This window comes from Actinokineospora globicatena, from assembly GCF_024171945.1.
In the GTDB taxonomy this organism is placed as follows: domain Bacteria; phylum Actinomycetota; class Actinomycetes; order Mycobacteriales; family Pseudonocardiaceae; genus Actinokineospora; species Actinokineospora globicatena.
On the sequence record NZ_JAMTCR010000002.1, the window covers coordinates 1,842,638 to 1,863,847 of the forward strand.

A 21,210-nucleotide genomic window follows, 5' to 3' on the forward strand; every position below is an offset into this window, starting at 1 on the left:
AACCGAGCCGCGTCTTCTCCTTCGGGAACCGGCGAAGGGACTCGGAGCTGTGGCGGTGCGAGAAGCGGGGTCGCGGAGGCACCGTGACGATGCCCAAGGTACTTCGTGCGCGCTCCAGGAGCTGCGTTCGCGGTGGCGCACGGCCAGCACACGCGCGGGTTGGCGCTTCCCCAGCGACTGGGGCGCCCCCGAGGTCGACGAGGTCTGCGCCGCCGTCCTCACCGGCGGCGACCTGCTCGCCGCGCTCGGCGACCTCGCCCGTGCCCGCGCGTTCGCCGGTGCCGACCTGGACGAGACCCTGGCCGACCTCGCCGCGCTGCACGCCGTCCTGGAGTCCCGCGACGAGTCCGAGTGCCTCGACCTGGACACCACCCCCGCCGCCCTGCTCCGCTCGGTCGCCGTCGCCTGGGCCGACGCCGCCCTGAGCCGCCTGCACGCGGGCGACATCACCGACACCCTCTCCGGCCAGGCCAACGCCGACTACCTGCGCGTCCGCCTCGGCGAGATCTACGCTGAGTGCCGCCGCAAGGGCGTCTGCCCCGCCGAGCGCTACGTCCTGCTAGTCGCCACCCTCGACCTCACCAAGGTCGACGGCTGGTCCCGCCTCATGGCCATGGTCCTGGTCGGCGACGTCCTCCGCTCCGTCTTCGACGGCGGCGAGAGCGTGGCCGTGCTGGGGCCTTCGGTCGCCGTGGTGCTGACGGAACGTGACCCGGCGCTGGCAGAACGGGCTGCTGACGCGCGGATTTTGATCAAGGACCGGCTGACGGTGGATCCGGATCTGGGGCCGGGGGCGACTCCGGAGGTGCGGATCCAGCGGTTGCCTGCTGGGGAACCGGCTGCGGTGAACTTGTTGCGGGACATTAGTCGGGCGTAATTCGTTCGAGGGTTGCTGGGTTTGGTGGATGTGCTGGTGGGGGCTGGGGTGGGCTGCGTTTCTTGGGGCGGATGTTCATGCTTGTGGGGTACAGAAGTTGTCCACATGTGGATCTCTGCGGGCATGGTTTCAAGATCCACTGTCGGGGGGTGGCGGTAGACTGGCCCAGGGACGCCCCCCGGAGAGGGTGGGGGCCGGGCCAGGCTTGGGGGTGGCCCCCGGGGGTGTCAAGAGGGGTCGCTCGAAGGTGTGATGGGGCGGTTCTGCCTGGGGCGGTTTGGCTGGGCGGTGGGCTGGGGGAAGTCCGGGTCTCGTGCCTTCGCTTCGCTGCGGTAGACGCCTCGGCTGCGCCATCGGACTGACGCGAGTTTCGAGCTTTGCTCGATATGGGGCGAACTTGTTTTGCGCGGGGCCCCGAGACCACCCGTGGCAGGACCGCAAAGCAGGGGCCGAAAAGCGTGGCCCTGTCCGCTGAACGACGCTACGGGTGGTCCTTCCCCACGCAAAACAAGTCCGCCCCATCGAGCACTTTGGGTGGCGCGTCTTGGTGGAGCGGTGGTGGGCAACGTCGTCGGCGGGTGAGTGGGGGCCAACGTTGTTGGCGGGCGTGTGGGGGCAATGCGGTCTGGTCTTGGCCAGTCGTTGGCGGGTGGGCTGGGATTGGGCGTGGGGGCTTGGTGGGGCGCGGGCGGGAATGAGAGCGGGCCTGGTGGGGCGCGGGGCGGCCGACGTCGTGCGGGGGCTAGGTGTGCGGGTGGGGTGGTGTGCGGGTGGGGTTACGCAGGGTTAAGCGTTGGGTGCGGGTGGGGGGTTCGTCCGGTGTGGACGTTGTGTGGGGGAGGAGGGTGGGTGATCGCTTGGGGGGTGGGAGCGGGGGTGGGGAGGGGCGTGGTTGGGTGTGGGGTGTGACCGGGTCTGGTGGGCGTGTTCGGCCATTGTTGGTGGCTTTGGTGTTGCCGGTCGTGTGTGTGGTGGCGGGGGTTGTGGGGTGGGTGCTGGGGTGGCACCTGGGGGTTGACAACGCTGTGTACCGGTCTGGGGCGGTGGCGTTGGTGCAAGGCGAGCCTCTCTATGACCGGATGTTCTTGAGTGCTGAGCCGTCGTGGGCGCGGTTGCCGTTTACGTATCCGCCGACGGCGGCGGTGTTGTTCGTGCCGTTGGCGTTGGTGCCCACGCAGGTGGCGTGGGGGGTGTTGGCGGCGATCTCGCTGCTGCTGCTGACCTACGTGATCAAGGTGTGCGTCGAGGCGCTGCCGGAGCGTCCACAGTGGATGGAGCCGACGAGGACCGCGGTCCTGTTGGGGGTCGTCCTGCTGGGACTGGAGCCGGTGTGGCGGACGGTGTTCCTCGGGCAGGTCAACATCGTGCTGATGGCGATGGTCGTCATCGACGTGCTGGTGCTCGGGGCGCGCGGGAGCCGGTTCGGGGGTGTGCTGATCGGGGTCGCGGCGGCGGTGAAGTTGACGCCGCTGGTGTTCGTGGGGCACCTGCTGCTCAGGAAGCGGTGGGCGGACGCGGCGCGGGCGGTGGTGACGTTCGTGGTGTTCCAGGGGCTGGTGTACCTGCTGATCCGGCACGACTTCAGCCAGTTCTGGGGGCACGCCGTGCAGGACCCGCAGCGGATCGGGCCGATCTACTGGGCGGGCAACCAGTCGCTCAACGGGCTGGTGCTCCGGTTGACCGACAACGCCGACTGGTCGATGGTCGTCGTCGCCCCCATCGCCCTGGTCCTGGCCGTGCCGTGCGCGCTGTGGGTGCGACGGATGAGCCCGCTGCCCGCGCTGCTCGTCACCGCGTTCTTCGGACTCCTCGTTAGCCCTGTCTCCTGGTCTCACCACTGGGTGTGGGCTGTCCCACTGGTCGTCTTCCTCCTCTCACGCCTCCCGGACCGCGATCCCAGCCGCAAGCAGATAGCGCCAACTGTCGCAGTTGTCCTTGTCTTCGCCAGTTGCGTCCTTCTGGCTATGCGCAACGGAAAGGCCGTCGAGTTCGACTGGACGGTCCTGGAGTACGTGATCGGTAGCGCCTACCTGCTGGTCCCTCTGGTGGCTGGCGCCGTTCTGCTGGCCAGGCGCAGGTAGAGTCCCCTGCTCGTGGACGCACGTACCGGTTTCCCCGTGGTCGGGATGGTCGGCGGTGGGCAACTGGCGCGGATGACGCACCAGGCCGCCGTCGCGCTCGGCCAGTCGCTGCACGTGCTCGCGGTCGACCCCGCCGAGCCCGCCCCCCTGGTGTCGCCGAACGTCAGCATCGGCCACCACACCGACCTCGACGCGCTGCGCGGGTTCGCCGAGGGCGTCGACGTGGTCACCTTCGACCACGAGCACGTCCCCACCGAACACCTGCGCGCGCTCGTCGCCGACGGCGTGAAGGTCCACCCCGGACCGGACGCGCTGGTGCACGCCCAGGACAAGCTGGTCATGCGCCGCAAGCTCGCCGAGCTCGGGCTGCCGATCCCGGCGTTCGCCGAGGTCAACGCGGTCGAGGACGTCGTGAAGTTCGGGGACGCCGAAGGCTGGCCGTGTGTGCTCAAGGCCGCGCGCGGTGGCTACGACGGCCGCGGCGTGTGGATGCTCGACGACGCCGACGAGGCCGCCGCGCTGATCCCCGACCTGCTCGCCGCGGGCACGCCCCTGCTGGTCGAGCAGCGGGTCGTGATGCGCCGCGAGCTGGCCGCGCTGGTCGCCAGGTCCCCGTTCGGCCAGGGCGCCTGCTGGCCGGTCGTGGAGACCGTGCAGGTCGACGGCATCTGCGTCGAGGTCATCGCCCCCGCGCCGGACCTGTCCGCGGACCTGGCGCAGCACGCCCAGGGCCTCGCGCTGCGCGTCGCCGACGAGCTCGGCGTGGTCGGTGTGCTGGCCGTCGAGCTGTTCGAGACCGACGCGGGCGTGGTCGTCAACGAGCTCGCGATGCGCCCGCACAACTCCGGGCACTGGAGCATCGACGGCGCGCTGACCTCGCAGTTCGAGCAGCACCTGCGGGCCGTCTTGGACTACCCGCTCGGCGCGACCGACCCGGTGGCCCCCGTCGTGGTGATGGCGAACGTGCTCGGTGCCGCGCAGGCCCCGGCCATGGGCGTCGACGAGCGGGTGCACCACCTCTTCGCCCGGTTCCGCGACGCGCGCGTGCACAACTACGGCAAGCAGGAGCGCCCCGGTCGCAAGGTCGGGCACGTGACCTTCCTCGGCACCGATCTCACCGAGACCCGCACGCGCGCCAAGCTGGCCGCGCACTGGCTGTCCACCGCTGAGTGGCTCGACGGCCACGAGATCCACTAGCTCTACCGGATCCACTAGCCCTACCGCGCGGCCGGATCCGTTAGCCCTACCGCGCGCGGGCAGGCAGTGAGACCTGCCCGCGCGTCCCGAGTTCCCCGAGACAGGAGCACAACCGGTGTCCGACACCCCCGCCGTCGGCGTGATCATGGGCAGTGACTCGGACTGGCCCGTCATGCGGCTGGCCGCCGAGGCGTTGGCCGAGTTCGACGTGCCGCACGAGGTCAGCGTCATCTCCGCGCACCGCACCCCGCAGCGCATGCTCGACTACGCCACCACCGCGGCCGAGCGCGGCCTCAAGGTGGTCATCGCCGGGGCCGGGGGCGCCGCGCACCTGCCGGGCATGGTCGCCTCGGCCACCGTGCTGCCGGTCATCGGCGTGCCGGTGCCGCTGAAGTACCTCGACGGGATGGACTCGCTGCTCTCGATCGTGCAGATGCCCGCGGGCGTGCCGGTCGCCACGGTGTCGGTCGGCGGCGCGCGCAACGCGGGCTTGCTCGCCGTGCGGATCCTCGCGGCGGCTGACGAGTCCTTGCGCGCCAGGATGGCCGAGTTCCAGGCGTCGCTGGAGGCGTTGGTGCTGGAGAAGGACGCCGCGCTGCGGGCGTCGCTGGGCTGACCGGACCAGCAGGGGTAACGCGGGCAGGTCAGAACCGACAGGCCGGGTGTCTCGTTCGATCTTGCTGAGGAGCCCGATGACCACGACCGCCCCGCCCGGCGTCACCGCCAGGGCGTTGGTGCCCGGTGGCCTGCTCGTCCTGCTGTTCCTGGCCGTCGGCGTGCTCGCCCTGCTCGCCCCGCGCACCGGTGACGACGCGGACATCAGTGAGATCCACATCGCACTGGGCAGCGTCCACGACATGACCGTCCCGCACGAGGTGCTGGAGTGCGCGCGGCAGGACCGGACCGCCACCTGCACGGTGGACATCCTCGGTGAGCCGCTGCGGGTCGCCATGACCCACGGCGGCACGGACGGCGACCGGTACGCGTCGTGCTCGGCGACCTACGCGGGCCGGTCCACGTCGTGCGCCCCGAGCTACGCGATGGACCCGGACTACACCGTCGGCGCCTACCTGCCGGGGCTCGACCTGACCCCGGAGGAGTTCGAGCTCGCCGCCGACCAGGTGGTGCCGTGGTGGCGGTTCCAGGAGGGCGGGCACATCCTGTTGCCTGTCGTGGTCTTCGTGCTGCCGCTCGTCGCCGCCCTGGTCGTCGGGTTCACCGGCCGCACCCGCGCCGCCGAGGCACCGCTGCTGATGATGGCCACGGCCGTGGGGTGGTTCGCGCTGCTCGTCTTCGCGACCGCGGTGCACACGGACCGGATGATCGACCTGCTGATCCCCGCCGCCGTCATCGGCGGCATCACCGTGGTGGCCTGGCAATGGGCGCTGACCAGACCGGGATGGCGCACCGGGTTCGCCCGCGGCCTGGAGACGCTCGTGCTCAGCGGCCTGACCTGCGTGACGGCGATGGTGTTCGTCCTCCTCGGCGGCGCGACCATCTAGCGGCGGGCGGTCCACTCGGCCGGGGCTGACCGGGTGAGGCTCGTAACGCGCCGGTGGGCAAGGCGACACGGTGGGTGTCGAGCTAGGTCTCCGGGAGGAGCCTGATGTCCACGATCGCGCCGGTCACCACACCAGATGTCGCCGCACCAAGCGTCACCGTCCGGGCGTTGGTGCCCGGTGGGCTGATCGTCCTGCTGTTCCTCGCCTGCGGCGTGCTGGCGCTGCTCGCGCCGAACAGGGATGACGGCCGCGGTATCTCCAGGATCACCATCGAGCACGCCGACGGGCTTTACGCTCTCATCCCGGGCGAGGTGTTGGACTGCGTGCGGCAAGACGACCGGACCGCTGTCTGCACGATGGACGTCTTAGGAAAGCCGCTGCGAGTCGCGACGACCTACGACGAGTACCCGAGTCGCGATGCGACGTGCGTTGCCTCTTACGCGGGCCAGGCGCGGTCGTGCGTGCCCAACTACAGCTCGGACACGTCCCTGTCCCTCGGCGCGGTCTTGGCCGACGGTCTCGGCCTGACCCGTGCCGAGTTCGACACCGTCGCCGCTGGCGCCATGCCGTGGTGGCGCTTCGACAACGGCATGCCGATCGTGGTGCCGTTCATGCTCTTCGTGCTGCCCCTGGCGGCCGCCCTCGTCGTCGGTTTCTCGGGACCCGCGCCTGCCGCGAAGGCCACGCTGCTCATGGTGGGCGTGGCGGTCGGCTGGCTCGCGCTCCTCGCGTTCTCCAAGGCGCTGTTCAGCGGCGTGTTCGCCGACTGGCTCCAACCTGCGGCGGTGATCGGCGGCTGCACGGTGCTGGCCTGGCAGTGGGCGCTGACCCGACCTGGATGGCGCACGGGATGGGCCCGTGGCGTGGTCGCGTACGTGGCAGGCACGGTGCCCTGCGTGGTGGCGCTGGCCTTCATGCTCGTCGGCGGTGGGTACGTCGACTAGCTGGGCTGACCGGGTGAGGCGGGTAACGCGCGCCTGGTCAGGACGAAACGGTGAATGTCGAGCAAGGTCTCCCAGAGGAGCCTGATGTCCGCGATCGCTCCGGTACGCCCGCCCCGGCTCACAGCTCGGGCAGCGCTACCTGGTGCTCTACTCCTGGTCCTGTTCGGTTTGGCCGTCCTGCTCTCGTTAGCTGCACCTGGTCGCGGTGACGACGGGCAGATCTATGCCGTGTCCATCAACAACGGCCAAGACGACTGGGTCTACATCCCGCGTGCGTCACTGGAGTGCGCGCGGGACGGCCAGGTCTCGACTTGCTCGGTGGAGGTCGCGAACCGGCGCCTCGAGGTCTCTATGCACTACAGCGCAAGCGAGAGCAGGGAGATCGCCTGCAGGTCCGCGACCTACGACGGCAAGTCTGTGCGGTGCTCGGCGACCTACGCCTATTCGGCTACCGGTGTTGGCGCCGTCGCGCTCCTGACCGAGGGGCTCGACCTCACCGCCGCCGAACGCGACCTGGTCGCCGAGGGCAGGCCGTGGTGGTCGCAGCCGGACAACGTGGTCGCGGTCATCCCGTACGTCATCCTGGCGCTCGCGCTCACCGCCGCCGCGGTGGCCGGGTTCGGCAGCCGCGCACCGGTCGACAACGCGCGGGTGCTGCTGGTCGGCACCGGGGTGGGCTGGCTGGTGCTGCTGGTCGCCAGCCCCTTGCTGCTCGGCGGCGACATCCTGATGCTGCTCCCCGGGGTCTTCGTCATCGGACCGCTGCTGGTGCTCTGGCAGCACCGGCTCGCCGCACCGAGCCGTGCGCGCGCGATCTGGCGTGCGGCCGAGGCCCTGGTGGTCACCGGGTTCGTCTCCGCCGCCGCGCTGTGGCTGTTCCAACTCGGCGCGGCGTACATCGACTAGCGATGGCACACCAGGAACCCACACCCCGCCTGACCCCGCGGGCGGCACTGCCCGGCGTGCTGCTGCTGGTGCTGTTCGGCGCGTGCGTCCTGCTCGCCGTGGTCGCGCCGAGCCGGGGTTACGAGCAGATCCACTACGTCGCCGTCGCCACCGACCAGGACAACTGGGCGACCATCCCGCGCGCTGCCCTGAGCTGCGCCGAGGTCGACCGCACCGAGACCTGCGCGGTGGACGTCGTCGGCAGGCGGCTGGAGGTCCTCCTGCGCCGGGGGATCACCGACGGCGGACCGATCAGCTGCACCGCCAACTACGCCGGTGCCCCGAAGCCCTGCGACGCCACCTTCGCCTACTCCGAGGGCGGCGACGGGGCCGTCGCCGTGCTGTCGATGGGCATCGGCCTGACCCCGGCCGAGGCCGAGCTGCTGCCGAAGTGGTCCGTCCCGGCGGGCGTGGTGGGGGTCGGGCTCGGCGTCGTCGGCCTGCTCGCCACCGCGGCGGCACTGGTCGCCGGGTTCGGCGGCCGCAAGCCCGTGGACAACGGGTTCACCCTGATCTGGACCGCCGGGCTCGGCTGGTTCGTGCTGCTGTTCGCCGCCCTCGCCCTGCTCGGCGGCACCCTCGACGCGCTGGCGCGCCCGGAGACCGCGCTCGTCGCCGTCCTGCTCATGGTCTGGCAGTGGACCCTGACCAGACCCGGGTACCGGCTGGGCGTCGCGCGGGCCGTCGGGGCGTTCCTGATGACCGCCGTGACCGGCGTCGTCGCGGCCTACGTGTTCCTCATCGCGGGCGGGTTCATCGCCTAGCGGCGCAGGACACAAGGACACCGATGTGAACGAGTACTAACATCAGGTCCGACGCTGGCCTACCGGGAGGTAATGACGTGGACGCGGGCTACGGGCTCTACCAGCTCGGCGACGAGCACGACGCGTTGCGCGCGGCCGTGCGCGACCTCGCCGAGAAGGAGATCGCGCCGCACGCGGTCGAGGTCGACGAGGACGAGCGGTTCCCGGTCGAGGCGCTCGCCGCGCTCAACAAGGCCGGGTTCGCCGCGCCGCACATCGCCGAGGCCTACGACGGCCAGGGCGCGGACTCGGTGGCGACCAACATCGTCATCGAGGAGGTCGCCCGGGTCTGCGGGTCGTCGTCGCTGATCCCGGCGGTCAACAAGCTCGGCACGATGAACCTCATCCTGGGCGGCTCCGAGGCGCTCAAGAAGCAGGTGCTGCCCGCGATCGCCAACGGGGAGATGGCCTCGTACGCGCTGTCCGAGCGGGAAGCGGGCTCCGACACCGCGTCCATGCGGACCAGGGCGCGGCTCGAGGGCGAGACCTGGGTGCTCAACGGCACCAAGTGCTGGATCACCAACGCGGGCGAGTCCAGCTGGTACACCGTGATGGCGGTGTCCGACCCGGACGCGGCCAAGCCCGCCGACGGCATCTCGGCGTTCATGGTGCACAAGGACGACCCCGGGTTCGTCGTCGGCCCCAAGGAGCGCAAGCTCGGCATCAAGGGCTCGCCGACCCGCGAGATCTACTTCGAGAACTGCGAGATCCCCGCCGACCGCATCATCGGCGACCCCGGCCAGGGCCTGCGGCTCGCGCTGCGCACCCTCGACCACACCCGGCACTCCATCGGCGCCCAAGCCCTCGGCATCGCCCAAGGCGCCCTCGACGCCGCGGTCGCCTACGTCAAGGACCGCAAGCAGTTCGGCAAGACCATCGCCGAGTTCCAGGGCGTCCAGTTCATGCTCGCCGACATGGCCATGAAGGTCGAAGCCGCCCGCCACCTCGTCTACGCCGCCGCCGCCAAGGTCGAACGCGGCGACCCCGGCGGCTCCTTCGCCTCCAGCGCCGCCAAGACCTTCGCCTCCGACACCGCCATGGAAGTGACCACAGACGCGGTCCAGCTGTTCGGCGGCGCGGGCTACACCCGCGACTTCCCCGTCGAACGCATGATGCGCGACGCCAAGATCACGCAGATCTACGAGGGCACCAACCAAATCCAGCGGTTGGTCATGGCCCGGGCTCTGCTCAAGGGCTAGAGGTTTTCGCTTCAGGGCGGTCCGACCACTTGGTCGGGCCGCCCTCTTTTTGTCCACATGGGACTCTCGGGTCACCTTGCGGGCCACGGTCCACTCTCGGCGCGACCTCGCGGAGCCCCTCCCCGATCGCCGCCTCGCCGCCGTTCCGGAGGCCGCCCCCGCGAACCCCGGCCCCCACCCTGTCCCGGGGGGCGTCCCCAGGCCCAGTCTACAAGGACCCCCTCGCCCGAAGGGGTGACGGCGAAAAGCTGTGGACAACTCGGGGGCATGTGGACAACGCGACCTGGGGGTGGGCGGAGTGAGGGGGCGAAGTTCGCCCGGGGGTGGCGTCGGATCTGGCATGTTTGTGGGGTTTATGGGGGAGGGGTGTGGGCGTGTCGGGTGAGCGGGAGTTGCCGTCGTTCTTCGGGTGGCTGGTCCGGAACGAACGGGGGCGTCGGGATCTGTGGTTCGTCGGTGCCGCGGTCGTGGTGCTGGCCGTCGGGGGGCTGGTGGGTGAGCGGTCGCTGTGGTTCTTCTTGTCGCTCCCGGCGGTGGCGGTGGTGCACACGTTGATGACCTACCGCTGGTGGCGCAAGGACGAACTCGCCAACCGGGAGTAGCGGCGGGGTAATCGCGCAACGTGATCGGGTAGCTCTGTTGGGTGAGATTGCGGAAGTTCCTCATTGCGGACCGGAGTTGTCCGCATGGGGTCCTAGAGTTGTCCTCAACGAAGCCGCGAGTCACCCCAGTAAGGACGCAGATCATGAGCAGCCCGCTTGACCTCTCCCTCACCCCGACCGCCGCTGACCTGGATGGGGAGCGGGCCGACCTGCTGCAGACCCTCGCCGTGCACCGGGGGTTCCTGCGCTACACCGCGCAGGGGCTGACCGATGCGCAGGCGGCGGAGAAGTCGACCGTCAGTGCGCTCACCGTCGGCGGGTTGATCAAGCACGTGGCCGCGACCGAGGCTGCCTGGTACCGGTTCATGGTCGGTGGGGCCGCGGAGATGGAGAGCGTCGCGTTGGACTGGGAGGACGAGCACCGGATGAACCCGGGGGAGACGCTCCAGTCCTACCTGGACAACTACGCCGCGATCGCCGCGAAGACCGATGAGCTCGTCAAGAACGCTGACCTGAACAAGTCCTACCCGCTGCCCGAGGCGCCGTGGTTCGAGGCCGGGGCGGTGCGGTCGGTGCGCCGGGTGCTGCTGCACATCATCGCCGAGACCGCGCAGCACGCCGGGCACGCGGACATCATCCGCGAGAGCCTCGACGGGCAGCGGACGATGGGCTGAAGACCCGGCGGACCAGCGGCTGGTACCAGGAGCCGAGCAGTCGCGGGAGCAGGTCGATGAGGTAGGCGTCCGGGCCGACCAGGACGCGCGCGCGGTCGCGGCGGACACCGTCGAGGATGACGCGGGCCGCGCGCTCGGGTGAGGTGATCGCCACCCGGTCGAGGGACCGGCTGAACGACTCCCGGTCGGCGGGGTCGGAGGTCCTGGCGGTGCGGGCGATCGCGGTCTTGATGCCGCCCGGGTGCACGCAGGTGACGCCGACGACGCCGGAGACCTCCTGCCGCAGCGACTCGGTGAAGCCGCGCACCGCGAACTTCGCCGCGTTGTAGGCGCTCTGCGTCGGCACCCCGATCAGCCCGAACACGCTGGACACGTTCACCAGGTGCCCGCGCGTGGCCACCAGGTGCGGCAGGAACGCCCGCGTCCCGTGCACCACGCCCCAGAAGTCGATATCCATCACCCAGCGTAGGTCGTCGTCGCTCATCTGGGCGACGGTGCCCATCAGCGCGACCCCCGCGTTGTTGACCACCAGGTCGACCCGGCCGAAGTCGGCGACCACCTGCGTGGCGTGCGCGTACACCGCGTCCCGGTCGGCCACGTCCAGCCGGTACGCGCGCACCCCGGCGCTCGGTTCGACCTCGTTCACGTCCGAGGCCGCCACCTGCGCGCCCTCCGCGACCAAGGCCGCCACCAGGGCCGCGCCGATGCCCGACGCCGCACCGGTCACGACGGCGACCTTGCCCGCGAACGACCGCATCAGACCAGGTCCACCGTGGTCCGCTCGGCGCCGCGGTGCGCGTCGAGCCGTGCCGGGTTGCTCACCTGCACGACCGACCCACCGGCCAGCAGCGGCGCCACCAGGGCCGCCAACACGCCGTCCGGCACCGTCCACTCACGAGTCGAGAGCACCCGCGAACCGGGCGCCAGTCCCGCGGCCCGCGCCAGCACCTCGTCGACGGTCAACCCGGCCAGCGCCGGGGTCGAGCCGGGGACGGGTGCGCCGAAGTAGTCGTCGCCGAAGAGCCGGGCCTCGCCGACGAAGTCGATCACGCCGCCGGACGAGCCGCCCAGGTCGCGGCCCATCGGGTCCAGCGACACCGCCGCCGTCAGCCCGGACGCGGACTCCCCGGGTGCGACGAAGGTCACTGCCGCCGGGCCGTCGGCGACCACGTGCGCGCCCGCCCACCACGCGCCGAGCAGGACCCCCGCGGTCTGCCAGTGCGCGGGCAGCCGCACCGCGACCGGGGTGCCCGGTTCGACGTCGTGCTCCTCGACCAGCCAGTTCGCCGTCTTCGCCGCCCAGTTCGCGGTGGTCGCGACCGACAGCTCGACCCGCGTCCCCGCCGCGTCGTCGTAGTGGGTGACCAGCGGTTTCGCCGACGAGGCACGCAACGGGCGCAGGAGGGTCTCGGTGAGGCTCACCCGGCCAAACCTAGTTGACGCACTTGAGGCTGCCCGCCGCGACCGTGGGCGCGTCGACCACGGTGCTCGGCTGCGAGGTCCCGGTCGCCCCCGCCGACGACCTGGTGGGCGGGGGCGTGCTGGTCGGGGTGAGGTTCAGCACCGACTCCCCGGTCGTGCCCTGCCCGTACGAGGTGCCCAGCACGACGCGCACGTGCCCGGTGTCGAGCGTGCTGTCCTCGGTGAAGGTGAACGCCGTGCCGGGCAGGGTGCTGGCGACCGCGGTGGCCTTGGCCAGCTCGCCCTGGGCGTAGCGGACCACCGAACCGCGCTGCACCGCCGCGTCGCCGACCTGCCCGCGCAGGAAGCCGTGACCGGCCAGCCGGTCGAGCACGACGCCAGCGAGGCCCTTGGTGTTCGACCCGTTGCGCACGTCCACCGTGATGGCGCCGGTCGGCTTCGCGCTGGTGGTGGTCGGCACCAGCGGCAGCGCGCCGCCCCCGGAACCGGTGGTGCCGCCGGGAGCGCCGGTGGTGCTGCTCGGCCTGCTCATCACCCCGTCGGCCTGGTCGATGACCTGCTTGACGGTGGCCGCGACCTGCTCCGGGTCGACCTTGATCACGTCGGCGCCGCCGATCTTGGCGTCGCCCTGGTTCGGGATGGTCCGGAACTCGATGTTGCCGCTGCTCAGGCCCTGCATCTGGGCGGCGAAGCGGGACAGGTTCCAGTTCGACGACAGCACGACCGACTTCTGCACGGCGGTCACCAGGTCCCTGGCCCGGCCCGGGTCGGTGAGCAGGTCCGCGGACAGGACCTTGTTGGCCAGCGCGCCGAGGAAGGTCTGCTGCCGCACGATCCGGTCCAGGTCGCCGTTGGGCAACTGGTAGCGCTGCCGCACGAACGACAGCGCGGCCGCGCCGGAGATCGTCTGCCGCCCGGCCGGGAACCGGGCACCGGACTTGGGCTCGTCGACCGCGTTGTTCAGGCACACCTCGACCCCGCCGACGGCCTTGGTGACCTCGTAGAAGCTGGCCAGGTTCACCTCGGCGTACCGGTCGATGGTGACGGCCTTGCCGATCAGCCGCTCGATCGTGGCGATCAGGTTCTTGCGGCCCGCGACGACCGCCTTCGCCTCGAGCTCCTTGGCGTCGTGGACGCCCTGCTCCTGCAGGGTCCTGCGGGCGTCGTTGTAGGCGTACACGAACGCCGAGTTGAGCTTGTGCTTGCCGAAGCCGCCGCCGATGTCGACCCACGAGTCGCGCGGGAAGGAGAACGCCACCGCACGCTTCCCGCCCGCCGGGATGTGCACCAGGATCATCGTGTCGGTGTTGCGCTCGCCGTCGGCCTTGCCGCCGTTGAGCATGGCGAGGACCTCCTTCGGCAGCGGGTTGCCGAAGGCGTCGGTGCGGCTGTCGATGCCGACCAGCAGGATGTCGGTCGCGGTGTCGAGCCGGTCGGTGCTCGAGCGCCCGGTCGCCGGGTCACCCGGCTGCGCGTCGATGACGTCGGTGGTGGCCACGTTGTCGTCCAGGCCGCTGAAGGCCCACCAGCCGTAGCCGAAGGCCGCGACGACCGCCACGGACACGACGGTCACCACGACGCGCACCGCCACGGTGCCTATCCGCAGAAACAGCGACGGACGACGCGGCACGGGTAAGTCACCCCCGTGCTCGGCGTCGACCACTCCGCGCGCACGCTCGCCCACGCACGCTCCTCCCCGGTCTGACCTGACAGAACCAGGTTACCCACGTCCGTGTGGTCCGGCAGTCAGCGTCCTCGTTCGGTAACACGGATTGGTGAGCCCCGACGTTTACTGCGACAGGGGACAGACGTGGAAGACTTCTCGCGGCGAGTCCGCGCGGAGTGTGAGGACGGTGGGACCTACATGCGGGTGCTGGTAACGGGCGGGGCGGGCTTCATCGGGTCGCACTACGTGCGCCAGGCGTTGAGCGGGGCGTACCCCACGCTCGTCGACGCCGAGGTCGTGGTGCTCGACAAGCTCACCTACGCGGGGAACCGGGCCAACCTCGACCCGGTCGCCGACAGCGAGCGGCTGCGCTTCGTCGAGGGCGACATCTGCGACCCCGAGGTGGTCAAGGCCACCATGGCCGGGGTCGACCTGGTCGTGCACTTCGCCGCCGAGTCGCACGTGGACCGCTCGATCCTGGGCGCGGCCGACTTCGTGCTGACCAACGTGCTCGGCACCCAGGTGCTGCTGCAGGCCGCCGTCGACGCCGGGGTCAGCCGGTTCGTGCACGTCTCGACCGACGAGGTGTACGGCTCGATCGACGAGGGGTCGTGGAGCGAGTCGGTGCTGCTGGAGCCCAACTCGCCGTACTCGGCGTCCAAGGCGTCCTCGGACCTGATCGCGCGCTCCTACGCCCGCACGCACGGGCTGCCGGTGTCCATCACCCGGTGCTCGAACAACTACGGGCCGTACCAGTTCCCGGAGAAGGTCATCCCGCTGTTCACCACCAACCTGATGGACGGCGAGAAGGTCCCGCTCTACGGCGACGGCCTCAACGTGCGCGACTGGCTGCACGTCGACGACCACTGCCGGGGCATCCAGCTGGTCGCCGACGGCGGGCGCGCGGGCGAGATCTACAACATCGGCGGCGGCACGGAGCTCACCAACCGGGAGCTGACCAGCCTGCTGCTGGCCGCCACCGGCACCGACGAGTCGTTCGTGCGGCCGGTCATCGACCGCAAGGCGCACGACCGCCGCTACTCGGTCGACATCACCAAGATCTCCACCGAGCTCGGTTACCAGCCCCGGGTGTCCTTCCAGGACGGTCTCGCCGCGACGGTCGCGTGGTACCGGGACAACAGAGCGTGGTGGGAACCGCTGAAGAACCGCGCCGCGCTACCCGGGAGCTGACGAACACCGTGTCCCTAGTCCTGCTCGTACCCGGCGGCTCCGGGCAGCTCGGCCGCGAACTGGCCGCGCTCGACGGCGTCGAGGTGATCGCCCCCGGCTCGGCCGAGCTGGACATCACCAGCGCGGGCTCGGTCATCGAGGCGGTGTCGACCATCGCGGGCAAGAACGCCGTGGTGGTCAACGCCGCCGCCTACACGGCCGTCGACAAGGCCGAGACCGACCAGGCCCGCGCCTTCGCGGTGAACGCCGACGGCCCCCGGGTCCTCGCCGCGGTGTGCTCGTCGCGCGGCGTCCCGCTGGTCCACGTGTCAACGGACTACGTCTTCCCCGGCGACGGCACAGCCCCGTACGAGGTCGACGCGGCACCCGGCCCCCGGTCGATCTACGGCCTGACGAAGCTCGCAGGCGAGGACGCGGTCCTGGGCTCAGGCGCCGACGCGTGGGTGGTGCGCACGTCGTGGGTGTACGGGGCGTGGGGCAAGAACTTCGTCAAGACCATGGCGCGGCTTGAGGCTTCACGGGACACACTGTCTGTTGTGGACGATCAGGTGGGGAGTCCCACGTGGACTTACGACTTGGCGCGCGGGTTGGCGGAGCTGGCTTCTCGGATCGTTGCGGGGGAGGGGCCTGAGTCGCGGGTGCTGCACGCTACTGCGGCGGATTCGGTTACCTGGGCTGGGTTCGCGCGGGCGATCTTCGAGGAGTTGGGTGCGGATCCGGGGCGGGTCAAGTCTTGCGGGACTGAGGATTATCCGCTGCCTGCTCGTCGGCCTGCGTATTCGGTGCTGTCGAACGCGGCCTGGGTGGCTGGCGGGCTGACGCCGTTGCGGGGGTGGCGGGAGGCGTTGGGGGAGGCGTTCGCGCGGCACGGGGATGAGTTTCGGGGGTGAGGCCGTTGTTGGCCCTTGCGGTGGGGGTAGGCGCGGGTTGAGGTGTTGGGTTGTCCACATGGGGCTGGGTTGTCCACAGGCTCTGGTTTCAGCCTCTCTGGCTTTGCGTTCCCTTGGGTAGGCTGTGTATTCGGGGGTCTTTGGTTCGGGTTGATCTTGGGGCCGTGGGCGGCAAGGCGTTGAGCTGGGGATCTCCGGCTTTCGGTGCCTTCGCTTCGCTGCGGTGGACGCCTCGGCTGCGCCATCGAACAGGCGCGAGAATGCGAAGAGCTCGATGGGGCGAACTTGTTTTGTGCGGGGCCCCTGAACCACCCGTGGCAGGACCGCAAAGCAGGGGCCGAAAAGCATGGCCCTGTCCGCTACCGACGCTACGGGTGGTCCTCCCCCACACAAAACAAGTCCACCCCATCGAGCAGGCCTGGCACCAGCGCCTTCGTGGAGCGGTGGGCGGCCAACGTCGTCGACGAGCGCTTGGGGGCCAACGTTGTCGGGTCTTCGCCAGTCGTCGGTGGTGGGCTGGGAGTGGCGTGGGGACGTGGTGGAGCGCCGGGCGCTAGGGAGGTGAGGCGATCGGACTTGGGGGGTGTGGGGGTTAGCGGCCTGCGGCGGCGCGGTAGGCGGAGACTGTCAGTTCGGCGCAGCGGCGCCAGGTGTGGGTGGCGGCGTGGGTTCGGCGGGCGCTGATGGTGGTGGGGGAGAGGGAGTTTTCCAGGGCTTCCACCAGGGCTGTGGCGATGGCGTCGATCTCGCCGAAGGGGACGAGGGTGGCGTGGCCGCCGGAGACCTCGCGGAGGGCGGGGACGTCGGTGCAGACGACGGGGACGTCGCAGGCCATGGCCTCGATCACCGGGAGGCCGAAGCCCTCGTCGCGGGAGGGGAGGGCCAGGGCGGAGGCGCCTGCCATGACGCTGCGGAGGTCTGCTTCGGACACGTAGCCGGTGGTGCGGACGCGGCCGCCGGATGCCGTGTGACCCGGGCCGACCAGGACGAGCGGCGGCAGGGACGGCGTGTTCGCGTGCGCCTTGATCAGCCAGTCCAGTGCCTTGCGCGGACCCGCGGAACCCACGTACAGCAGGTACTCCCGGGGCAGGTTGAGCCGCCGGGCCAGGTCCGGGTTCGGGGGGCGGGCGGTGAACCACGCCGGGTCGACGCCCAGGGGGGTGACCCTGACCTTCTCCTCCGGCACCCCGAGGCGCGAGACCACGAGGTCGGCGACCGCCTTGGACGGGGTGCAGATGACGCCCGCCCGGTGCGCGGAGACCCGCACGAGCTCCGGCAGCGTCGTGTCGAAGCGCGAGAGTTCTTCCGGGTAGTCCAGGAAGCTGAGGTTGTGGACGGTCAGCACACCGCCGGCGCGGAAGGTCGCGGGGAGCACGAAGTTGGTGCCGTGCACGACATCGGTGAGCCCGGCGAACAGCTCGACCGGCGGGTACGGGCCGCGCAGCCACGCCGCGCGCAGCAGACCGGCGGGTGACGGGATGCCGCGCGCCCGGACCCCGTGCGGCAGGACGCGGCGCAGCGCGCGCCAACCGCGCAGGGTGAACGCTACCGCGCGCATGTCCACATGGGACGACGAAGCGAGTTCCTCGGCCAGCGCGGCGGTGTAGCGGCCGATGCCGGTTCGGTTGCCAAGCAGTGGTGTTCCGTCGATCAACACCCGGATCGGCTTAGGCATGCGGACGTCCCCCTGACTCGCGTGCGGTCACGGCGTTCGGCCCGCGCGCGGGGTCCGCCTGGGTGCCCTCGGCCAACCCTGCCTCCTCGCCGTGCTGCTACCGCCGGTCGGGCGGCCGTGGCCGCGGTGCCACCAGCCATAGCGTGCCTCATCGCAGCCCGTGATGGGTGCTCAACCGCGCGAAACGCCGCGCGCGCACGGGCACCCGCACGCGCGCGGCCGTGCCCTACCCCGATCGCCCCAACCGGCCGCGTCCGGTTGGCGCACACCGGCCGGGTATGTCCAGAGTGGAGGGTGGAAGTTCACCCGTTAGGGGGCGAGCTGGTCGGTTGGCGCGTGCGCGCTGGGTGAGCGGCCGGGCGCGGGTGGCGTCGGGCACAATGTCGGGTCGTGACCGCTGAACCCACCGCCTACGGCGACCGGCTCGCCGTGGTGACCGTGACCTACTCGCCCGGCGACACGCTGGAGCGGTTCGTCCAGACCCTGGCCGCCGCGACCAGCCGCGACGTGCGGGTCGTGCTCGCCGACAACGGCTCGGTCGACGGTGCCCCCGAGGCCGCCGCGGCCGCCCACGACCACGTCGACCTGGTCCGCACCGGCGGCAACCTCGGCTACGGCGGCGGCGCCAACCGCGGTGTCGCCGCGCTCGGCCCCGAGTACGGCTGGGTCGTGGTGGCCAACCCCGACCTGGAGTGGGCCCCCGGTTCGCTCGACGACCTGCTCGCCGCCGCCGAGCGCTGGCCGCGCGGTGGTTCGTTCGGGCCGCTGATCACCGAACGCGACGGCGCGGTGTACCCGTCGGCGCGCGAGGTGCCCTCGTTGAGCAAGGGCATCGGCCACGGCCTGCTCGGCAAGGTGTGGCCCGCGAACCCGTGGACCCGCGCCTACAAGCAGTCCGCGACCGACGTGCGCGAGCGCGAGGCGGGCTGGCTGTCCGGTTCGTGCCTGCTGCTGCGCCGCGCCGCGTTCGATTCCGTTGACGGGTTCGACACCCGCTACTTCATGTACTTCGAGGACGTCGACCTCGGCGAGCGGCTGAGCCAGGCCGGGTGGCAGAACGTGTACGTGCCGTCGGCGAGCGTCATGCACATCCAGGGCGTGTCCACGGCGAAGGTCTCGGAGAAGATGCTCGTCGCCCACCACGACAGCGCCTACCGGTTCATCGCCGACCGCCACCGCGGCCCGGCGTGGGCTCCTCTGCGCCTGGCCATCAAGGCTGGATTGGCTGTGCGGCTGCGGCTTGAGACGCGCTGACTGTCCTAGTGGGACTGTTGCGGTGATCTTCGGGGCAGGTTGTCCTGCTGCGCAAGTTCCGTCTTCTGGGTGACAGAAGTTATCCACATGTGGATCTCTGCGGGGGTTGGTTCAAGATCGACTGTCGGGGGGGTCCTTGTAGACTGGACCAGGGCCGCCCCCCGGAGAGGGTGGGGGCTGGGCGGGGGTGGGACCGCGTGCGCGCGAAGAGGGCGCGGTGGGGGTCTTACCGGGCTGGGCATAGGACTGCGGCAGGGGTTAGAGGCGTGGCGGGGGCCTAGAGGGCGCGGCGGGGGCTGGGCCTAGAGGGGTGCCGTTGAGGGGCGTGCCGGGGCTGGGCTAACGGGCGCGGTGGGGTGCCTGCGGTGGGGTGTCTTGTGGGGTTAGGCCTGTGGTGGGGCTTGCGGGGAGTGGCCTAGAGGTACGGGCGGGGAGTCACGCGGGGCAGTGTCTGGAGGCTGCTGCGGGCTCTGCCTCGTGGGTCAGTGCGGTCTTGGGGCCATGCGGGGTGGGCTGCGTCGAGGCGTCTGTGGGTGTGAGGTGGACGCGTCGAAATGAGCTGTTGGGGGTTTCTTGCGCGGACGGCTGCTCGGAGGACCTGTCGCGCGATTAGAGAAGTACTAGAGGGCGTGCAGCCCCGCTCAGTGGTCGCCGTCTAGGCGTTGGGAGAGGGAGGGGCGGTGCTGGGGGTGTTGGGGGCGCGAGGTGGGGAGGAGGCCGTCCTGGTGGGGGCGGGGGGTGGGGTGGGGGCGCGGCGGGCGGGGTGGGGCGGCCACTGATTGGGTGGCGGCTTCCTGCGCTATCGCGGGGAGTTCCTCGGTGGGGCGGTGGGGGTCCGGGGGGAAGGACTCCACCGGGAAGACCATGGTGATGTCGGGGTCCTCCGCGTCGATGGCGGCGACGACGGCCCGGGGGATCTGGAGGGTCGCGGCGGCGTCCATCGGGGAGATGGCGCTGTCCGGGGTGACGACGAAGGCGCCGCGCGCGCGGGCCCGCGCCAGGATGGCATCGGCCCGGTCACGGGGGTCCATGTGGCGGCCTTCCTGCGTCGCTGCCAGTGGTGCTCGGTGCTGCTGTACTTCTCCTGCAACCCCGTCAGAGTATCCCGCCCGGCACGCCGCGTCATCGACCCAGGCCGATCACCGCGGAATCCGAGCCGGATTCACAGGTAGTCGGCCTCGCCGTGCTCGCGCAGGATCTCGGTCAGCCGCTTGATGTCCTGCGCGCGGTCGCGGTCGCAGACCAGCACGGCGTCGTCGGTGTCGACCACGATCAGGTCCCGGACGCCGAGGGTGGCCACCAGCCGACCGCTGTTCGGGACCACGATCACGTCCTCGCCGTCGACGACGACGGCCCGGCTGCGGGTCGCGGGCGAGAACGAGCGGCCGCCCTGGCCGACGTCGGTGCCGAGCAGCCGGACCACGGTCTCGAAGTCGCCGATGTCGCTCCAGCCGAAGTCGCCGGGCACGGTGGCGACCTTGCCCTCCTCGGCGGCGGGCTCCATCACCGCGTACTCGACGGCCACCTTGGGCACCGTCGGCCACAGCTCGGCGAGCACGTCCTCCTGCTCGTCGGTGTCCCACGCCGCCGCGATCGCCGCGATCGGCCCGGCCACGTCCGGCCTGCGGGCCGCCAGCTCGGCGAGGAACAGGTCCGTCCGCCACACGAACATGCTGGCGTTCCACAGGTACGAGCCGGAGGAGACGTAGCGGCTGGCGACCTCCAGCGACGGCTTCTCCTTGAACTCCAGCACCGGCTGGATCACCCCGCGCTCGGCCTGCGCGCTCAACCGCAGGTAGCCGTACCCCGTCTCGGGCCGGGTCGGGGTGATGCCGATGGTCATCAGGTAGCCCTCGCGCGCACCCGCCACCGCCCGCTCGACCGTCCGCGCGAACTCGTCCGTGTCGGTGATCAGGTGGTCCGCGGCGAACGACGCCATGACCGCGCCGGGGCTGCGCCGCTCGATCACCGCGGCCGCCAGCGCGATCGCCGCGCACGAGTCGCGGGCGAACGGCTCGACCAGGATGTTGCTGTCGGGCAGGTCCGGCAGCTGCCGGGCGACCCCGGCGGCGTGCGCGGTGCCGGTGACCACCAGCAGCCGCTCCGGCGGGGCCAGCGGCGTCAGCCGGTCGAAGGTCGCCTGCAGCAGCGAGCGGTCGGTCCCGGTGAGCGCGTGCAGGAACTTGGGGTTGCTCGCCCGCGACAACGGCCACAGGCGGGTCCCGCTGCCACCCGCGGGAACGACTACGAAGAGTTCTGTCAGCGTCACTGGCAGGTGTCCTTGGTGG

At 71.0% G+C, this 21,210-nt stretch carries 20 protein-coding genes; 14 read left to right on the forward strand and 6 right to left on the reverse strand.

The annotated features are described in order from the left end of the window. Positions 1-49 precede the first annotated feature (49 nt). From LV79_RS08980 to LV79_RS09030, 11 genes are all read left to right on the forward strand, one after another. The gene (locus LV79_RS08980) at positions 50-877 is read left to right on the forward strand and encodes a GGDEF domain-containing protein (RefSeq protein WP_253834048.1); all 828 of its coding nucleotides are present in this window, start codon (positions 50-52) and stop codon (positions 875-877) included. A 1,052-nt stretch (positions 878-1,929) separates the two neighbouring features. Beyond that, complete coding sequence (locus tag LV79_RS08985) at positions 1,930-2,958, forward strand: glycosyltransferase 87 family protein (protein ID WP_253834049.1); 1,029 nt, start codon at positions 1,930-1,932, stop codon at positions 2,956-2,958. Between the two features lie 12 nt (positions 2,959-2,970). Continuing rightward, positions 2,971-4,155, forward strand: a complete 1,185-nt coding sequence (locus tag LV79_RS08990; RefSeq protein WP_253834050.1) for a 5-(carboxyamino)imidazole ribonucleotide synthase — start codon at positions 2,971-2,973, stop codon at positions 4,153-4,155. Between the two features lie 145 nt (positions 4,156-4,300). Further along, positions 4,301-4,771 (forward strand): 5-(carboxyamino)imidazole ribonucleotide mutase, encoded by a 471-nt coding sequence (gene purE, locus LV79_RS08995; protein ID WP_253835930.1) that lies wholly within the window; start codon positions 4,301-4,303, stop codon positions 4,769-4,771. A 76-nt stretch (positions 4,772-4,847) separates the two neighbouring features. Beyond that, entirely contained in the window at positions 4,848-5,657 is an 810-nt protein-coding gene (locus tag LV79_RS09000) for a hypothetical protein (protein WP_253834051.1), read from the forward strand. A gap of 104 nt (positions 5,658-5,761) precedes the next feature. Beyond that, positions 5,762-6,601 carry a hypothetical protein gene (locus LV79_RS09005; RefSeq protein WP_253834052.1) on the forward strand — a complete coding sequence of 280 codons (840 nt, stop codon included), beginning with the start codon at positions 5,762-5,764 and terminating at the stop codon, positions 6,599-6,601. Between the two features lie 84 nt (positions 6,602-6,685). Beyond that, entirely contained in the window at positions 6,686-7,507 is an 822-nt protein-coding gene (locus tag LV79_RS09010) for a hypothetical protein (protein ID WP_253834055.1), read from the forward strand. A 2-nt stretch (positions 7,508-7,509) separates the two neighbouring features. Then, on the forward strand, positions 7,510-8,310 hold the full coding sequence (locus LV79_RS09015) for a hypothetical protein (protein ID WP_253834056.1): 801 nt from the start codon (positions 7,510-7,512) through the stop codon (positions 8,308-8,310). Between the two features lie 77 nt (positions 8,311-8,387). Continuing rightward, positions 8,388-9,548 (forward strand): acyl-CoA dehydrogenase family protein, encoded by a 1,161-nt coding sequence (locus LV79_RS09020; protein WP_253834058.1) that lies wholly within the window; start codon positions 8,388-8,390, stop codon positions 9,546-9,548. A 374-nt stretch (positions 9,549-9,922) separates the two neighbouring features. After that, complete coding sequence (locus tag LV79_RS09025) at positions 9,923-10,150, forward strand: hypothetical protein (protein ID WP_253834059.1); 228 nt, start codon at positions 9,923-9,925, stop codon at positions 10,148-10,150. 143 nt (positions 10,151-10,293) lie between these two features. After that, a complete protein-coding gene (locus tag LV79_RS09030) occupies positions 10,294-10,824 on the forward strand; it encodes a DinB family protein (protein ID WP_253834060.1) in 531 nt (176 codons plus the stop codon). Here LV79_RS09030 and LV79_RS09035 read toward each other — a convergent pair. The 3 genes from LV79_RS09035 to LV79_RS09045 are packed head-to-tail and all read right to left on the reverse strand — an operon-like array spanning position 10,784 to position 13,930. Continuing rightward, complete coding sequence (locus LV79_RS09035; RefSeq protein ID WP_253834061.1) at positions 10,784-11,581, reverse strand: SDR family NAD(P)-dependent oxidoreductase; 798 nt, start codon at positions 11,579-11,581, stop codon at positions 10,784-10,786. The genes LV79_RS09030 and LV79_RS09035 overlap by 41 nt on opposite strands. Further along, on the reverse strand, positions 11,581-12,246 hold the full coding sequence (locus LV79_RS09040) for a TIGR03089 family protein (RefSeq protein ID WP_253834062.1): 666 nt from the start codon (positions 12,244-12,246) through the stop codon (positions 11,581-11,583). Before LV79_RS09040 ends, LV79_RS09035 begins: the two co-directional genes overlap by 1 nt. 10 nt (positions 12,247-12,256) lie before the next feature. After that, entirely contained in the window at positions 12,257-13,930 is a 1,674-nt protein-coding gene (locus tag LV79_RS09045; RefSeq protein WP_253834063.1) for an LCP family protein, read from the reverse strand. Positions 13,931-14,110: 180 nt separating this feature from the next. On the opposite strand from LV79_RS09045, the gene rfbB reads away from it, so the two are divergent. Then, the gene (rfbB, locus tag LV79_RS09050; protein WP_253834064.1) at positions 14,111-15,103 is read left to right on the forward strand and encodes a dTDP-glucose 4,6-dehydratase; all 993 of its coding nucleotides are present in this window, start codon (positions 14,111-14,113) and stop codon (positions 15,101-15,103) included. Between the two features lie 8 nt (positions 15,104-15,111). Next, a complete protein-coding gene (gene rfbD / locus LV79_RS09055; RefSeq protein ID WP_253834066.1) occupies positions 15,112-15,993 on the forward strand; it encodes a dTDP-4-dehydrorhamnose reductase in 882 nt (293 codons plus the stop codon). Positions 15,994-16,585: 592 nt separating this feature from the next. Here rfbD and LV79_RS09060 read toward each other — a convergent pair. Then, positions 16,586-17,668, reverse strand: coding sequence for a glycosyltransferase family 4 protein (locus LV79_RS09060; protein WP_253834067.1), 1,083 nt, complete (start codon positions 17,666-17,668; stop codon positions 16,586-16,588). A gap of 390 nt (positions 17,669-18,058) precedes the next feature. Here LV79_RS09060 and LV79_RS09065 point away from each other — a divergent pair, with 390 nt between their 5' ends. Continuing rightward, positions 18,059-18,922 (forward strand): glycosyltransferase family 2 protein, encoded by an 864-nt coding sequence (locus LV79_RS09065; protein ID WP_253834068.1) that lies wholly within the window; start codon positions 18,059-18,061, stop codon positions 18,920-18,922. Between the two features lie 641 nt (positions 18,923-19,563). Here LV79_RS09065 and LV79_RS09070 read toward each other — a convergent pair. Together LV79_RS09070 and LV79_RS09075 are read right to left on the reverse strand one after the other, a co-directional pair. After that, complete coding sequence (locus LV79_RS09070) at positions 19,564-19,953, reverse strand: hypothetical protein (RefSeq protein WP_253834070.1); 390 nt, start codon at positions 19,951-19,953, stop codon at positions 19,564-19,566. 131 nt (positions 19,954-20,084) lie between these two features. Next, positions 20,085-21,191, reverse strand: coding sequence for a mannose-1-phosphate guanylyltransferase (locus LV79_RS09075; protein ID WP_253834071.1), 1,107 nt, complete (start codon positions 21,189-21,191; stop codon positions 20,085-20,087). Between the last annotated feature and the right edge of the window lie 19 nt (positions 21,192-21,210).

Coding starts and splice junctions, on each gene's coding strand:
- LV79_RS09000 (WP_253834051.1), top strand. CDS start 4,848: ATGACCACGACCGCCCCGCCCGGCGTCACCGCCAGGGCGTTGGTGCCC.
- LV79_RS09035 (WP_253834061.1), bottom strand. CDS start 11,581: ATGCGGTCGTTCGCGGGCAAGGTCGCCGTCGTGACCGGTGCGGCGTCG.
- LV79_RS09015 (WP_253834056.1), top strand. CDS start 7,510: ATGGCACACCAGGAACCCACACCCCGCCTGACCCCGCGGGCGGCACTG.
- rfbB (WP_253834064.1), top strand. CDS start 14,111: ATGCGGGTGCTGGTAACGGGCGGGGCGGGCTTCATCGGGTCGCACTAC.
- LV79_RS09010 (WP_253834055.1), top strand. CDS start 6,686: ATGTCCGCGATCGCTCCGGTACGCCCGCCCCGGCTCACAGCTCGGGCA.
- purE (WP_253835930.1), top strand. CDS start 4,301: ATGGGCAGTGACTCGGACTGGCCCGTCATGCGGCTGGCCGCCGAGGCG.
- LV79_RS09005 (WP_253834052.1), top strand. CDS start 5,762: ATGTCCACGATCGCGCCGGTCACCACACCAGATGTCGCCGCACCAAGC.
- LV79_RS09070 (WP_253834070.1), bottom strand. CDS start 19,953: ATGGACCCCCGTGACCGGGCCGATGCCATCCTGGCGCGGGCCCGCGCG.
- LV79_RS09030 (WP_253834060.1), top strand. CDS start 10,294: ATGAGCAGCCCGCTTGACCTCTCCCTCACCCCGACCGCCGCTGACCTG.
- LV79_RS09060 (WP_253834067.1), bottom strand. CDS start 17,668: ATGCCTAAGCCGATCCGGGTGTTGATCGACGGAACACCACTGCTTGGC.